Consider the following 14,528-nt stretch of genomic DNA (forward strand, 5'->3'; position numbering starts at 1 on the left):
TCACACAAAAACACATGCGAAACGGGATTGTAATAACCGTAAAAATAAAAAGGACCAAAAAGGTCCTTCATAATATTGTTTATTCTCTGTCGAATCTGGCGAGCTTTTTATCTACCCAAACCGTTGCAAAGGGGAAGAATGCAGATAATAAGGCAAAAACAAAATCTTCATCATCCCAATTATAAATTTTTCTGGCAGGAAGGCAGAGTAAAAGGTAAAGCGTAAAAAATAATCCGTGTAAACTGCCAATAACACTGATGAAGATGATAGAATATAAATTTTCATCATATCGGATCCAGATCATCGCAACACCATATAATAAAAGACATGAAATGGCTTCTGCAAGGCAAATCTGCTTAAACCATCTGATGATTTTTTCCTGAGAATATTTTGAGAAAAATTTTTCGATGAAATCCATTTCTTAAAGTATGATGTGAGAGTTAAAAGTAAGAGTCTTTCTCTGGCTTTTTAAGTTTTGCCTCTCATTTCTGAACTGCAAAATTACTTATAAAAACTACTACCATCCAAATATTCAAAAACTTCTGGTGGCAACATAGGTCTTACATTTTTGCCATCTTTGATCATAGTACGGATTTCAGTGGCCGAAAGTTCTATTACCGGAGCCTTGATCAGGGATATATTTTCGTGCTGTAAATATTCCGAATCTTTTTTCTCACCTTCAAATACTCTCGGATAAACAATAATATGATGATTTTTGATCAGAATATCAGAATTTTTCCATTTATGAAGACTCTTCAGATTATCTTCTCCCATGATCAGGCTGAAAGAATAATCGGGATATTTCTCGTGAAGATAAGTGAGTGTATCAATGGTATAGCTTGGTTTCGGAAGAGAAAACTCTACATTGGAAGCCCTCATATTGGGATAATTCTTTACTGCCAGCTGTACCATATCAAGTCTGTTATGGTCATTCAGTAAAGACTTTTTGTCCTTAAACGGGTTTTGCGGGCTCACCACAAACCAAAGCTCATCCATATCAGAGTTTTCCAGAATATAATTAGCCAGAATAAGATGTCCGATATGAATTGGATTAAATGATCCGAAAAATAAACCGATTTTTTTCATTGTTATAAGGAACTAGGTAGCAGGAATTAGGTTTTAGGGGTGTGAAGCTTTGTAATTATTGCATTCAGCATTTTTGATATTTCAGATGTTTTTTTAATTAAAATTTGAAACTCTTCAGGATTCAAATAATGTAAGTTTTTTGAAATAATCAATTGGGTTTCTAGTTCAGCACAACTACCTCTTGCAATTTTTAAAAACTGGAGGTAGTCATTGGTAGACCTTCTGGAATGGCCTTCAGCAATATTAGATGGAATTGAAATTGATGATCTTCGGATCTGGTTTGTAAGTCCGTAAAGTTCCTCTTTTGGGAAGGCTGTCGTCGAGGTATAGATTTCTGTAACGAGATCTACAGACTTTTGCCATACAATTAATTCCTTATAATTTCCCATATGATTCTCCTATTCCCTTATTGCTAAATCCTAATCCCTGAATTTTACGTCCTTGATATTAAGATAATGAGTGACATTGCCTTTCCAGTGGTTTTCTTCCAGGGTAAAAGCCAGGTCGAAATTTTTATTCTTAAAATCATCAACAAACTGCCCCAATTTAAACCCTACACATTCAATATTTCGTCCCGTAGATTCCTGTTTGATATAAAACTTAAGATGATTATTATCTTTTCCCATCGTTTTTACGTATCCCGACAATTTCTGATTCGTTAATGTGAAAATAGGCTTCATATTATGAGGTCCAAATGGAGCCAGTTTTCTGTGGAAATTGATAAACTCTCTGTTGATTTCATCCACTTTAATTTCAGTATCAATAGTAATAGATGGCTCTTTCTGGTGATCCTTGATTTTTTCAGAAACTATTTTTTCAAATTTCTCTTTGAAAGCATCAAACTTATCCTTTTCCATTGAAAGTCCCGCTGCTGCGTGATGACCTCCGAATTTAAGGAAATATTCAGAACACAGATCAAGAGCTTCATGTACATCAAAATCAGAAACGGATCTTGCAGAAGCTACCATCTCACCATTATTACCATCGGTAAATACCAGTGTAGGTTTATAATACGTTTCAATAAGTCTTGAGGCAACAATCCCGATTACTCCTTTATTCCATTCAGGATGATAAACAATAGTTGTATGCTTGGTTTCCTGTTGGGATTCTATAATCTGATTCAGGGCGGAAAGGGTGGAATTCATATCCAGCTCACGCCTTTCATCGTTGAGGTTCATAATATCATTCACAATCTGGTTCGCATGTTTCAGATTGTCAGAAACCATAAGCTCCACCGCTGCTTTACCATGGGAAATTCTTCCGGCAGCATTAATTTTTGGAGCGATTTCAAAAACGATATTGGAAATTTCAAAATGAGAAAGCTTATCCTCAGGAATCAATAATCTTAAACCAAGATTTCTGGTCTTTCTGAGGGTTTTTAATCCCATTTTAGCCAGAACCCTGTTTTCTCCTGTCATGGAAACAATATCGGCAGCAATGGAGATCGCCAGAAGATCTGTCAATTCAAATAATTCTGCTTCCGGTAATTTATAAATGGTATTAAGTCCCTGGCAGAGCTTAAAACCAACACCACATCCTGAAAGTTCTTTGAAAGGATATCGGCAGTCACTTCTTTTAGGGTCAAGCACAGCCGCTGCGTTAGGAATTTCATCACCTGGAAGGTGGTGATCACAGATAATAAAATCTATCCCAAGATTGCTGGCATAGTTGATCATATCAAGTGCCTTGATTCCACAGTCCAGAGCGATAATTAATGAAAAACCATTTTCTTTGGCAAAATCAATTCCTTCAGTAGAAATTCCATACCCTTCAGAATTCCTGTCCGGGATATAATAGTCCAGATATTTTTTCTCAACAATCTTGCTGAGGTAAAGATACATCAGGGCAACCGCTGTGGTTCCGTCCACATCATAGTCACCATATACCAATATTTTTTCACCATTTTCAATGGCGGTGGCAATACGCTCTACAGCTTTTTGCATATCTGCCATTAAAAACGGGTTGTGGATATCGTTGAGGTTTGGTTTGAAGAATTCTCTGGCCTTTTGATAATTGTCAATTCCCCTTAGAACGAGGATTTTAGATTCAAAAGTACCAAAACCAAGTGACGAACTTAGTCTGTCCACAACTTCCTCATCGGGTTCAGGCTTGTAAATCCATTTTTGACTCATTTCACAAAAATAAGGAAAAAAAATAGCATTCTATGAAGAACTGAAACGAAGTTTTGACATAATCACTGTTAAAATAGGACTGCCTTCGTGTTCCAAATTTTAAATGACTATGAAATGAGTTACTCTATGCCTTCTTTACTGGAGGCTGTGTATTCAATCAATATAAAGAAAATTAACCTCGGAAAAGCAGCAGGAATGGTTCCAAATGGTGTGGGAGATTTTACATTTACCAACGAAGATGACAATTAAATTATCCAGAGAATCATTAGACTGTATGGGTAAAAATAATTCTGTAGCAGGAACTAAAGATCGATACGATGTAAGACTGAACAAACTGTTCGGAAAACACCAATTTCAGGATGGTCCAAATTTGAATTATCAAGTTAAAAAATAAAGATATCAATACGTTATCTGCATTAATGGATATGATCACTAATAATGAATTGCTTGCTGTAATCAGGCGTGAAATCTGGTACGTAAAGATCCGGGAAAATTTACTCTGCCTACAGCAAAATTGACGAAATAATTATTTTATTTATTTACACGAAAAAACCTCAATACATTGTTTTGAGGTTTTTTATATAAATTTTAATGTTGTTCAGATTAAGAATACATTTTTTCTCTTAATTCTTTTACCTTTTTATCAGCAAGGTATTCGTCATAAGTCATTTCTCTATCGATGATTCCGGAAGGAGTCAGTTCAATAATTCTGTTACAGACTGTTGAAAGCATTTCGTGGTCATGGGATGCCAGTAAAAGATTTCCTTTGAAGTTAGATAAAGAGTTGTTCAAAGTAGTGATACTCTCAAGGTCTAAGTGGTTGGTAGGTTCATCTAATAAAAGAACATTTGCTTTTTGAAGCATCATTCTACTGAACATACATCTCATTTTTTCACCTCCTGAAAGTACTTTACAGGATTTCAGCGCTTCATCCCCTGAGAATAGCATTCTTCCCAGGAATCCTCTTACGAATTCTTCGTGACGTTCTTCGTCGTTCTTTGTAAACTGTCTCAACCAGTCAACCAAACTCAGGTCTTCCTGGAAGAAATTGGTGTTATCCAATGGCATGTGAGACTGGTTGGTCGTTACTCCCCATGCAACCGTACCTTTGTCCGCTTCTACATTTCCGGCAAGAATTTCGAAGAATTCTGTGATGGCTAAAGAGTTTTTGGAAAGTACAGCTACTTTATCTCCTTTTTTAAGATTTAAATCAATATTAGAGAATAATAATTCTCCGTCTTTTGTTTTCTCAAGACCTTTTACATCTAAAATCTGATCTCCAGCTTCTCTCTCCATCTCGAAAATAATAGCAGGATATCTTCTGGAAGAAGGCTTAATATCGTCAATATTTAATTTGTCGATCATCTTCTTTCTTGCAGTTGCCTGTTTTGCCTTAGCAACGTTAGAACTGAATCTTGCAATGAAGTCCTGAAGTTCTTTTTTCTTCTCTTCAGCTTTCTTGTTGGCCTGAGCTCTTTGTCTTGTTGCCAATTGAGAAGCCTGATACCAGAAAGAGTAGTTCCCTGTATATAGGTTAAGCTTAGAATAATCCAGGTCACCGATGTGTGTACAAACCGTGTCAAGGAAGTGACGGTCGTGAGATACAACGATTACTGTGTTTTCATAGTCAGCAAGGAAGTCTTCAAGCCATGAGATGGTGTCAATATCAAGGTCGTTGGTAGGCTCATCCAGAATCAATACATCAGGATTTCCGAAAAGTGCCTGAGCCAAAAGAACTTTTACTTTGTCTTTGTTCTCAAGTTCACTCATTAACTGCCAGTGCATGTCATCCGTAATTCCTACGTTAGAAAGCATGGTCTGAGCATCAGATTCTGCAGTCCATCCACCCATTTCGTCATAAATTACACCTAGTTCCCCGGCTTTAATACCGTCTTCGTCAGAGAAATCTTCTTTTGCGTATAACGCATCCATTTCCTCTTTTATCTCAAATAATTTCTTATTACCTCTTAAAACAGCTTCAAGAACAGTAAACTGATCGTAAGCAAAGTGATCCTGTTCCAAAACTGACATTCTTTTCCCTGGTTCCAGAGATACATGTCCTGTTGTAGGATCCTGCTTTCCTGTTAGTATTTTCAGGAATGTAGACTTTCCCGCACCGTTTGCTCCGATGATTCCGTAGCAGTTTCCTTTGGTAAACATAATATTTACCTCGTCAAAAAGAACTCTTTTCCCGAATTGTAAAGATAAGTTAGATACTGTTAACATATAGTTTTGTAAATTTGGCGCAAAAATACGAAAAGAATTTGGGTATTTTGTAATAATATAATAGTCAAGTTTTTAAATGTATGGTATTTTTTATATATTTCATTAACGAAATTTTAAAATGATGAAGATTGAGAAAACAGTTAGTATATTAAATAAAAGAGCCCGTTTTGAATATGAAATTCTGGAAGAATATGAAGCCGGAATGGTTTTGACGGGTACAGAAATAAAATCTTTACGTTCTTCCAAAGCATCTATCACAGAATCCTTCTGTCAGTTTATTGATGGGGAATTGTACATCATCAACATGATGATTGATGAGTATAAATTGGGAACTTTTTACAATCATAAAACAAAAAGGGAACGGAAATTGCTCTTGCACAAAAAAGAATTACAAAAACTTGAAAAAAAGTTAAAGGATGCCGGGAATACCATAGTACCTTTAAAATTATATATCACTGATCGAGGTAAAGCAAAGGTGCTGATAGCGCTTGGTAGAGGGAAAAAACTTTTCGATAAAAGAGAGGCGATAAAAGATAGAGAAAATAAACGGAACCTCGACAGAATATTAAAGAAAAGTTAAAAATCATTTGAAAAACTTTGTATATAAAGAAAAATTATATTTATTTTGCATTATCAATTATTTAATCATTTAATTCTATGAAAAATCTAAAATTAGGAATTTCAGCATTGGCGCTTACTGTTGCCTCTACTGTTTTCGCACAGACTACCAACAATCCGTGGTTAATCGGAGTTGGTGCTCATGCTGAAAACCACGTAGCAGCAAGAAGTAACTTCAGTAATACGTTCTCTGCTAACAATTTGACAAAAAGTATGTTCAATGTGAACAACTTTTCTATTACACCTCCACTATCTAAGCTAACTGTTGCTAGAAATATTGGTAAAGGTTTAGTAATTGACTGGCAAACTTCTGTTGGAAATGTTGAAAACAAAAGATTCAACATGGGGAAAGAATTTTTCCTAATGACAGGTCTTGGTTTCCAGGCTCACGCTGCAGGTCTTTTATGGAACGAAGAATCTTGGTTTGATCCATATTTAAGAGTTGGTGCTAACTACTTAAGACATGACTATACAGCTCTTACTTTCCCTAGAACATCTGTTGATGCTAACGGTAACCCGATTGAAAACGTTGTTAACGGTAAGGATGGTAACGAAAATGGTAAAGCTAACCACTTTACTGTGGCTACAGGTGCTGGTGCTAACTTCTGGGTAACTAAAAACTTTGGTCTTGGTGTTCAGGGTGATTATGTATCAACTCCAGGTGACCACTCTACAGTGGCTAATTTCTGGCAAGCTTCTGCTTCTATCTTATTCAGATTCGGAAACAGAGACAGAGATAAGGATGGTATCCTAGATAAAGATGACCTTTGTCCAGATACTCCAGGTTTACCAGAATTCCAAGGATGTCCTGATACTGACGGTGACGGAGTTCCAGATAAAGACGATCAATGTCCAGAAGTGGCTGGTCCGGTTGAAAACAACGGATGCCCTTGGCCAGATACTGACGGTGACGGTGTAATCGATAAAGATGATGCTTGTCCTACTGTAGCAGGTCCAAAAGAAAACAACGGTTGTCCTTGGCCGGATACAGATAATGACGGTATCTTAGATAAAGATGACGCTTGTCCTACTGTTCCAGGTCTTCCAGAATACAACGGATGTCCTAAACCAAAAGAAGTAACAGCTACTGATGTTGAGAAAAACCTTAAGAGCGTATACTTCGATTTCAACAAAGCTACAATCAAACCTGAATCTAAAGGAGCTTTAGATACTGCTTCTGAAATCATTAAGAAAGATGGAGGTAGATTCCTATTAGTTGGTGAAACTGACAAAAAAGGAAGCGATGCTTACAACTTGAAATTATCTAAAGAAAGAGCTGCTTCTGTAGTTGCTGCTTTAGATGCAAGAGGTGTAGATATCAACGTATTAAAATCAGTTGGTATTGGAGAGCAAAATGCTAAAGTTGCAGAATCTGCATCTGATGCTGAAAGACAAGCTGATAGAAAAGTAACTGTTAGATACATTGGTGATGACAGCGAATGGAACAAATATCAGAAATCTGATGTTGTTGCTCCAGCGAAAAAAGCTACCAAAAAAGCTACTAAAAAAGCTCCAGCTAAGAAAAAAGCTGCTGCTAAAAAGAAAAAATAATTAATTTTTCTAAATAATGAATACCTCCAATTTGATTGGAGGTATTTTTTTTTTGTTGACTTTTGAGTAATTTTGTTGGAAATTTAAAAATTAAAATGGGAAGAGCATTTGAATATAGAAAAGCTTCTAAAATGGCCAGATGGGATAAGATGGCCAAGACATTCTCTAAAATAGGAAAAGATATTGCACTGGCTGTAAAAGCGGGTGGTACGGATCCGGAATCCAATCCTGCGTTGAGAAGATGTATCCAAAACGCGAAAGGAGCTAATATGCCTAAGGATAATGTTGAAAGAGCTATTAAGAAAGCGAGTGGTGCAGACGCAGAAAACTATGAAGAAATCACTTATGAAGGTTATGGGCAAGGTGGTGTTGCCTTTTTTGTAGAATGTACTACAAACAATACCACAAGAACTGTAGCCAACGTAAGAGCTATTTTCAATAAGTTTGACGGAAATTTGGGTAAGAATGGTGAACTGGCATTTATCTTCGACAGAAAGGGAATTTTCACAATAGATTTAGCTCAAATCAAAATGGATTGGGATGATTTTGAAATGGAAATGATTGACGGAGGAGCAGAAGATGTAGAAAAAGATGAAGAAGAAGTGATGATTACCACTGCGTTTGAAGATTTCGGTTCTTTATCTCACAAATTGGATGCGCTGGGAATTGAAGCAAAAAGTGCGGAACTTCAAAGAATTCCAAATAATACAAAAGAAGTAAATGCAGAACAGTTCAAAGCGAATATGAAAATGCTTGAGCGTTTCGAAGAGGATGATGATGTGCAGAACGTTTATCACAATATGGAAATTACTGAAGAGCTGATGGACTCTTTATAAAAAATAATATAGCATTCATATACAGTTAATTTTCAATTAGTTTCTTTGTACAAAACTATGAAAAGAAACGTTGAATTAGTTGTAATATCGGATGTTCATTTGGGAACTTATGGATGTAAGGCTAAAGAATTGTTGAGATATCTCAATTCTATCCAGCCTAAAACTTTAGTTTTAAACGGTGATATTATTGATATCTGGCAGTTTAAAAAGTCTTACTTCCCTAAACCTCATTTGAAGGTAATCAGAAAGATACTTTCGTTGGCTACCAAAAACACAGATGTCTATTACATTACAGGCAATCATGATGAAATGTTCCGTAAGTTTACAGATTTTGAACTGGGAAAACTTAAAGTCTGTAATAAAATCTGTCTGAATATTGATCAGAAAAAAACCTGGATTTTTCACGGTGATGTTTTCGATGCATCCGTCCAGCATTCCAAATGGATCGCCAAACTCGGCGGAAAGGGTTATGATCTCCTTATTATTATCAATAATGTTGTAAATTGGTTTCTGGAAAAAATGGGTAAAGAGAAATACTCATTTTCCAAAAAGATCAAAAACAATGTGAAAAAAGCGGTAAAATATATCGGAGATTTTGAACTTACAGCTTCTGAGCTGGCCATTGACAACCAATATGATTATGTCGTTTGCGGACATATCCATCAACCACAGATTCGTGAGGTTGTTAATAAAAAAGGATCCTGTACTTATCTGAATTCAGGTGATTGGATAGAAAATCTTTCTGCTTTGGAATATCATGATAAACAATGGAGTATTTTTTATTATGATGAGCATAAACATTTACTGAAAGATGATGAAGCAGAAGAGATCCAGGAGATGGATAATTCAGCTCTTTTAAAAATTGTAACCAACTTTTCCTAAATGAAGATTTTGTATGCATTCCAGGGGACTGGAAACGGGCATGTCGCCAGAGCACAGGAAATTATTCCTCTTCTCAAAAAACATGCATCTGTGGATACCCTGATCAGTGGTCATCAATCGCAATTGAAGGCCGATTTTGATATTAATTTTCAATACAAAGGTATTTCTCTTCTCTATAATAAGACAGGAGGCTTATCTTACCGAAAAACATTTACCGAAAATAAATTCTTTGAAGCAGCTAAAACAATCAGAGAACTGGAATTGTCACAGTATGATTTAATTATTAATGATTATGAACCTCTGACAGGTTGGGCTTCCAAACTCAAAAAGCTGCCAATGATAGAACTCAGCCACCAGGCTTCCATGAGTTTTCCTGAAACACCCAAACCAAAGGAAAAAGATTTTCTGGGGGAAATGATTCTTAAATATTATGTTCCCAGCGAAAGAAAAATAGGATTCCATTTTGAAAATTATCATCCACAGATCAAAAAACCTGTCATCAGAAGAAAGATCAGAAATCTTACCCCTTACAAACAGGGATATTACCTTGTTTATCTTCCCAGTTTTGCAGATGAGAATATTATTAAGGTTTTGAGAAAAATTCCTGTAGAATGGAAGGTGTTTTCAAAATACAGCAAAGTACAGGTAAGGGTAAAAAATGTGGAAGTATTTCCTATTGATGAAACTCAGTATTTGAAATACTTTGAGGGCTGCGATGGGATTTTATGCAATGCAGGTTTTGAAAGTCCGGCAGAAGCATTGTTTATGGATAAGAAATTATTTGTGATTCCTATCCACAATCAATATGAACAGGAATGTAATGCATGTGCTCTGGATAAAATGGGAATTCCCAATTCAAAGGTGTTAAATCTTCATGAAATTATGGAGTGGGTAGCTTCCGATCATCATCTGAAAGTAGATTATCCGGATGATATTGAAGATATCCTGCTCAACGAAGTTTTAATTCTTTAAAAATATATCATCCACATCACTCATTCTCATCATGACAGATCTTGCATAAGAACAGTGAGGATATACTTTCCAATTGTTTTCTCTGGCAAATTTGATGGCTTCTTCCACTAAAAATTTTCCCATTCCTCTCCCTTCGAATTCAGGGTGTACCAATACAAAAGAGATAATGAATTTATGATCTTCAGGGAAAATTGTATAGGTAAGTCTCCCCACTTCTTTTGTTTCATTGTTTAAAGTAAGAACTCCGCCGTTTCCGGATTTATTGTTTTCAAATTTCATTGCAGTAAAAATTTATTATTATTGTTTTTCCAATATTTTTATACGCTTTGTAAGTTCCTGAATTTCTTTTTTCAGAAGGTTAATATATTCCTGCTGGTTTTGAAGAAGAAAATCTGGAACATTATATAAATAATTATTACTTCCAAAATAACTTCCTTCATTATTGTCAAAGTTATTAATAACCTGACTTGAAGAATCCTCTTCTTTTATATCTTCTACAGAGGTATCCAGCGCTTTAGCTATACGTTGCCATTCTTCATCTGAAATCTTAATTTCTCCCTTTTCCCTCCTTTGGTATTGTGATTGCGTCATATGCAGTATTTTGGCCATACTTTCCTGCGTGTATTCTTTGTCCTTTCGGGCTTTGATGAGTTTGTTTTTGATCATGCTTGTGTTTTTATGTTGATACAAATATAGTATTTTACGGATTAGATAGATATAAAAACAGTCATCCCTATATCGTTTTTATAGCTCGTGAGCGTTTGGTTTTTATTACTAAAAAATTATTATTTAATAATTATAATTAGTATTTATTGTCTGAAATCACATAAAATTCACATAAAAATCTGGTCTATAATTCAAACTTGCTTGATATATTTGAGATGTTAATAGTAACACAAAACAATCAAAAAAAATTATTATGAGAAAAATTAAATTACAAAAGGTGCATCTGCATGATGCAAAACCATTATCCAGAACAGAATTGAAAAACGTTTTTGGAGGTAATACTCCGACATCCCCAGGAAAGGATTGTGTTCTTAATTGGATTAAATGCCCCGGACAAGGACTTGCTAGGGTAGGTACTGCTCAACAAGGCTTAGTGTGTTGCTAATGTACTAGTATGAAAAAAATGTTAAAATACATTTTATTATTTTTTTCAACAGTCGTATTTTCTCAAAATACAACTGTCTTGTATGAATTGAAAAAGAAATGTAATGACATTTCTATAGGAGCTGTTGTTGACAAGAAGTATTACAAGGGATATACTACTTTAGTAGAAAATAAAGGAAAATATCCTCTTCAGGGTAAACTGAATTTAAAAGTTAACAATAAATTTCCGTTACCTTATTCTTTTATTTGTGGTAATAGCGACCAAAGTTTTAAGCCATCTGCTTTGTTTACTGTTTCTAAAGAAAAATTGAGATTCAAGCTAGATAGTATAGAGATGTTTATTCCGGTGTTGCCTTTAAGGGATAAAAGTTCAGTTTTACTTGATGATCAATATAAATTTAATGCTGCTTTTTCAAAATTATTGAATATTTTTTATAATAAAGAAGAGGACAATTTGAAATTTGAGTCGTTGTTAGTGAATTATTCTAAAGAGAATTCTACTAGCTATATGCTTTTTTGGACGTTAGTACAGCATTTTCAAATTAAAGGTTTCAGGGAAGCTTATATGAAATCGTTTAAGAATCTATCTTCTAAAATCAGAAATTCAGAGTACGGAAAAATGTTTTATAATGATTTGCTAAATTCTCTTAGTTTGTCTGAAAATTCTAGATTTCCTGATTTAAAATTTCAAAACAAAGCAATATTATCTTCTTTAGGAAAAAGTTATACCCTTGTGGAGTTTTGGTTTTCATATTGCGAACCATGTTTAGAAGAAATTCCTGTTTATAAAAAAATATATTCAAAATATAAAGATAAAGGCTTCGAAATACTTAGTGTTTCCACAGACAGGACTAAGGACATAGAAAAGTGGAAAAAAGTTATCAGGGAAGAAGAAATGAATTGGCCGCAATTATTAGATGAGAATGGGATTGAGTCAAAAAAAATTAGTATAACTACATTTCCCACTACATTTATTTTAGACTCCAATGGATACATTATTAAAAAAAATATCTCTTCTGAAGAACTGGAAAAGTTTTTAGAAATGAATCTGAAATAATTTTACCTTCGGCTTCCATTTTATTTAGATAGCTAATACTAAGTATTCCTTCCTATTTACATTAGACTTTGTTTTATGCTAAACAGTCTTACGATGAATATTTTATGATAAAATTTTCTCTAATATATTTTCGTTGGAATACTTATAATGGTGGCTTTTTATGTAATCTTATAACCTGGTTTTTAATGAAAAAAAACAAATTTTCTTTATTCTGATCATGTTTTATGTATGTCCATCTATAAAAGCACAATATATTCGTTTTATGTACGAATATAGATCAGTTCCTGATACTCTTCAGAAAGATAGTATCATTAAAGAAGTTATGTTTTTAGATGTGCTACCCAATAAAAAATCCATTTTCTATAATGGAAAAAGATTTATTTCAGATTCAATAATGAAAGCTGATGCTAAAAAAGGAGTGATTACAATGCCTGATAAAACTATCAGCACATACTATATAATCAAAAAAAATTACGCAGATTCAAAAACAACTATGGTTATTGACGATCTTTCGACAAACTTAAAATTTCTTGTTGATGAGAATATCAAATTGGACTGGAAAATCCTTACCGATAAGCAACTTATTAATGGATATACTTGTCAAAAAGCCACTGTAGCTTTTGGAGGAAGGTTTTGGTATGCTTGGTTTACCAACTATTTTCCATTTAACGATGGACCCTATAAATTTCAGGGGTTGCCTGGCTTAATCATAAAAATAGAGGAGTCTCAAAAATACCACAATTTTCAATTAGAAGGGGTAAAAAAAAATACTCAAAATTCACTGTATGAAGATAATATACAAGGTAATAAAAATATAAAAAGACTTAGCAAAGACAAATTCATAGCTTTCTACAGGGCATACCGAAAAGATCCTGCGAGAGAATTTAAACAAAAAGCAATGAATGGGATGATTTATTATGAATCTGATGAAAAAAGGCATGAGCATATTATAATGGTTGAAAAGCTAAGGGAAGAAAAAATTCTTCATGATAATAATATAATTGAAATAAATTGGATAAGATAAATGGTTGCAGATGAAATTTCTAGTAATACAAAATTGTAATGAGAAATCAGACAATAGTGTAGCACATGCGTAAATAATTCTATACCAGCATGTGTTGACGGAGCTTGACCAGTTCCATGTTAATTTGATAAATAGGTAAATGACCTGATTTTCCCCTTTCCTTTATACATTTCAAATAAATGAAAAATATTCTGTTTTTTCTCCTTATCATTATAAATATTAATGCTCAAAATAAGAGATTTATATATGACTATCAGTTTGTTTCCGATTCTACAAAGCACTCAGAAATAAAATCTGAAACCATGTATCTGGATATTGGGGCAAAAGGGTCTGTGTATTATAGCAGTAGTGCTTATGTGAATGATTCAACTATGATTGCTGATGCAAAACTGGGAAAAATGACTATGCCTGCTGAAGGAAAAATTAATGAGCGTGTATGCAAAAATTACCCTGATTATAAAACTTTTCTTTCTACAAAGTTCTATATAGAAAAATATAAAGTTTTAGACGAAAGGCAGCAAAATTGGAAAATACATAAAGAGAAGGATAAAATTAGCGGTTTTAATGTCCAAAAGGCCAGCCTGGATTTTGCGGGAAGAAAATGGATAGCTTGGTTTACCACAGAAATCCCAATTCAAGATGGACCTTATAAATTTCATGGATTACCTGGTTTAATATTGAAAATTGAAGATGAGACGAAAAGCCATTATTTTGTATTGAAGGGCATGAGGTCATTATCTAACAATACGGTTTATCCTAATATTGATCAATCGAAAAAAGAAATAGAAATTAATCAAAAAAAATATGTGAAGTTATTTAAAGAATACAGACAAGATCCTGTAAAAGATTTAAAACAGTTATTTAATGAAGGAAAAATGGTGAGTTATACTGACAGATCCGGAAATATAGTTACTCCTTCACAAATAATTAAAAATTTAGAATCTGAGCGCAAGAGGATGATTTTAAAGGACAATAATATTATAGAGCTTGACTTATTACAATAATTTTCTTTCAGTTATAGATAGGATAATTCA

The 14,528-nt window shown here is 34.1% G+C and carries 17 protein-coding genes; 10 read left to right on the forward strand and 7 right to left on the reverse strand.

Annotation, left to right across the window (positions count from 1 at the left end):
• Positions 1–79 precede the first annotated feature (79 nt).
• The 4 genes from ACODR7_RS11750 to recJ all read right to left on the reverse strand — a co-directional run bounded on the left by ACODR7_RS11750 (position 80) and on the right by recJ (position 3,218).
• Positions 80–418 carry a DUF3817 domain-containing protein gene (locus ACODR7_RS11750; protein WP_488839159.1) on the reverse strand — a complete coding sequence of 113 codons (339 nt, stop codon included), beginning with the start codon at positions 416–418 and terminating at the stop codon, positions 80–82.
• Between the two features lie 83 nt (positions 419–501).
• Positions 502–1,086 carry a nicotinate (nicotinamide) nucleotide adenylyltransferase gene (gene nadD / locus ACODR7_RS11755; RefSeq protein WP_488839161.1) on the reverse strand — a complete coding sequence of 195 codons (585 nt, stop codon included), beginning with the start codon at positions 1,084–1,086 and terminating at the stop codon, positions 502–504.
• 26 nt (positions 1,087–1,112) lie between these two features.
• Complete coding sequence (locus ACODR7_RS11760; protein WP_488839163.1) at positions 1,113–1,475, reverse strand: four helix bundle protein; 363 nt, start codon at positions 1,473–1,475, stop codon at positions 1,113–1,115.
• 30 nt (positions 1,476–1,505) lie between these two features.
• A complete protein-coding gene (recJ, locus tag ACODR7_RS11765) occupies positions 1,506–3,218 on the reverse strand; it encodes a single-stranded-DNA-specific exonuclease RecJ (protein ID WP_488839165.1) in 1,713 nt (570 codons plus the stop codon).
• A gap of 114 nt (positions 3,219–3,332) precedes the next feature.
• Here recJ and ACODR7_RS11770 point away from each other — a divergent pair, with 114 nt between their 5' ends.
• The gene (locus tag ACODR7_RS11770) at positions 3,333–3,467 is read left to right on the forward strand and encodes a hypothetical protein (RefSeq protein WP_488839167.1); all 135 of its coding nucleotides are present in this window, start codon (positions 3,333–3,335) and stop codon (positions 3,465–3,467) included.
• Positions 3,457–3,612, forward strand: coding sequence for a hypothetical protein (locus tag ACODR7_RS11775; protein ID WP_488839169.1), 156 nt, complete (start codon positions 3,457–3,459; stop codon positions 3,610–3,612). Before ACODR7_RS11770 ends, ACODR7_RS11775 begins: the two co-directional genes overlap by 11 nt.
• 209 nt (positions 3,613–3,821) lie before the next feature.
• Here the strand turns inward: ACODR7_RS11775 and ACODR7_RS11780 are convergent, their stop codons facing one another.
• Positions 3,822–5,444, reverse strand: a complete 1,623-nt coding sequence (locus ACODR7_RS11780) for an ABC-F family ATP-binding cassette domain-containing protein (RefSeq protein WP_488839171.1) — start codon at positions 5,442–5,444, stop codon at positions 3,822–3,824.
• Positions 5,445–5,565: 121 nt separating this feature from the next.
• On the opposite strand from ACODR7_RS11780, the gene smpB reads away from it, so the two are divergent.
• From smpB to ACODR7_RS11805, 5 genes are all read left to right on the forward strand, one after another.
• Positions 5,566–6,024, forward strand: coding sequence for an SsrA-binding protein SmpB (gene smpB, locus ACODR7_RS11785; RefSeq protein WP_076597029.1), 459 nt, complete (start codon positions 5,566–5,568; stop codon positions 6,022–6,024).
• A gap of 77 nt (positions 6,025–6,101) precedes the next feature.
• Positions 6,102–7,613 carry an OmpA family protein gene (locus tag ACODR7_RS11790; RefSeq protein WP_488839172.1) on the forward strand — a complete coding sequence of 504 codons (1,512 nt, stop codon included), beginning with the start codon at positions 6,102–6,104 and terminating at the stop codon, positions 7,611–7,613.
• Positions 7,614–7,708: 95 nt separating this feature from the next.
• Positions 7,709–8,449 carry a YebC/PmpR family DNA-binding transcriptional regulator gene (locus ACODR7_RS11795; RefSeq protein WP_488839174.1) on the forward strand — a complete coding sequence of 247 codons (741 nt, stop codon included), beginning with the start codon at positions 7,709–7,711 and terminating at the stop codon, positions 8,447–8,449.
• A 57-nt stretch (positions 8,450–8,506) separates the two neighbouring features.
• Positions 8,507–9,331 (forward strand): UDP-2,3-diacylglucosamine diphosphatase, encoded by an 825-nt coding sequence (locus tag ACODR7_RS11800; RefSeq protein ID WP_110366403.1) that lies wholly within the window; start codon positions 8,507–8,509, stop codon positions 9,329–9,331.
• The gene (locus ACODR7_RS11805) at positions 9,332–10,303 is read left to right on the forward strand and encodes a glycosyltransferase family protein (RefSeq protein WP_488839176.1); all 972 of its coding nucleotides are present in this window, start codon (positions 9,332–9,334) and stop codon (positions 10,301–10,303) included.
• On the opposite strand, the gene ACODR7_RS11810 is transcribed toward ACODR7_RS11805, so the two are convergent.
• A complete protein-coding gene (locus tag ACODR7_RS11810) occupies positions 10,292–10,582 on the reverse strand; it encodes a GNAT family N-acetyltransferase (RefSeq protein ID WP_062673684.1) in 291 nt (96 codons plus the stop codon). The two genes, ACODR7_RS11805 and ACODR7_RS11810, sit on opposite strands and share 12 nt — an antisense overlap.
• A gap of 18 nt (positions 10,583–10,600) precedes the next feature.
• Positions 10,601–10,969, reverse strand: coding sequence for a helix-turn-helix transcriptional regulator (locus ACODR7_RS11815; RefSeq protein ID WP_488839178.1), 369 nt, complete (start codon positions 10,967–10,969; stop codon positions 10,601–10,603).
• 454 nt (positions 10,970–11,423) lie between these two features.
• On the opposite strand from ACODR7_RS11815, the gene ACODR7_RS11820 reads away from it, so the two are divergent.
• From ACODR7_RS11820 to ACODR7_RS11830, 3 genes are all read left to right on the forward strand, one after another.
• Positions 11,424–12,470 (forward strand): peroxiredoxin family protein, encoded by a 1,047-nt coding sequence (locus tag ACODR7_RS11820; RefSeq protein ID WP_488839180.1) that lies wholly within the window; start codon positions 11,424–11,426, stop codon positions 12,468–12,470.
• Positions 12,471–12,669: 199 nt separating this feature from the next.
• Positions 12,670–13,494, forward strand: a complete 825-nt coding sequence (locus tag ACODR7_RS11825; RefSeq protein WP_488839234.1) for a GLPGLI family protein — start codon at positions 12,670–12,672, stop codon at positions 13,492–13,494.
• A gap of 179 nt (positions 13,495–13,673) precedes the next feature.
• Positions 13,674–14,498, forward strand: a complete 825-nt coding sequence (locus ACODR7_RS11830) for a GLPGLI family protein (RefSeq protein ID WP_488839182.1) — start codon at positions 13,674–13,676, stop codon at positions 14,496–14,498.
• Positions 14,499–14,528 lie beyond the last annotated feature (30 nt).

The sequence above is a fragment of the Chryseobacterium sp. FG46 genome, from assembly GCF_057809135.1.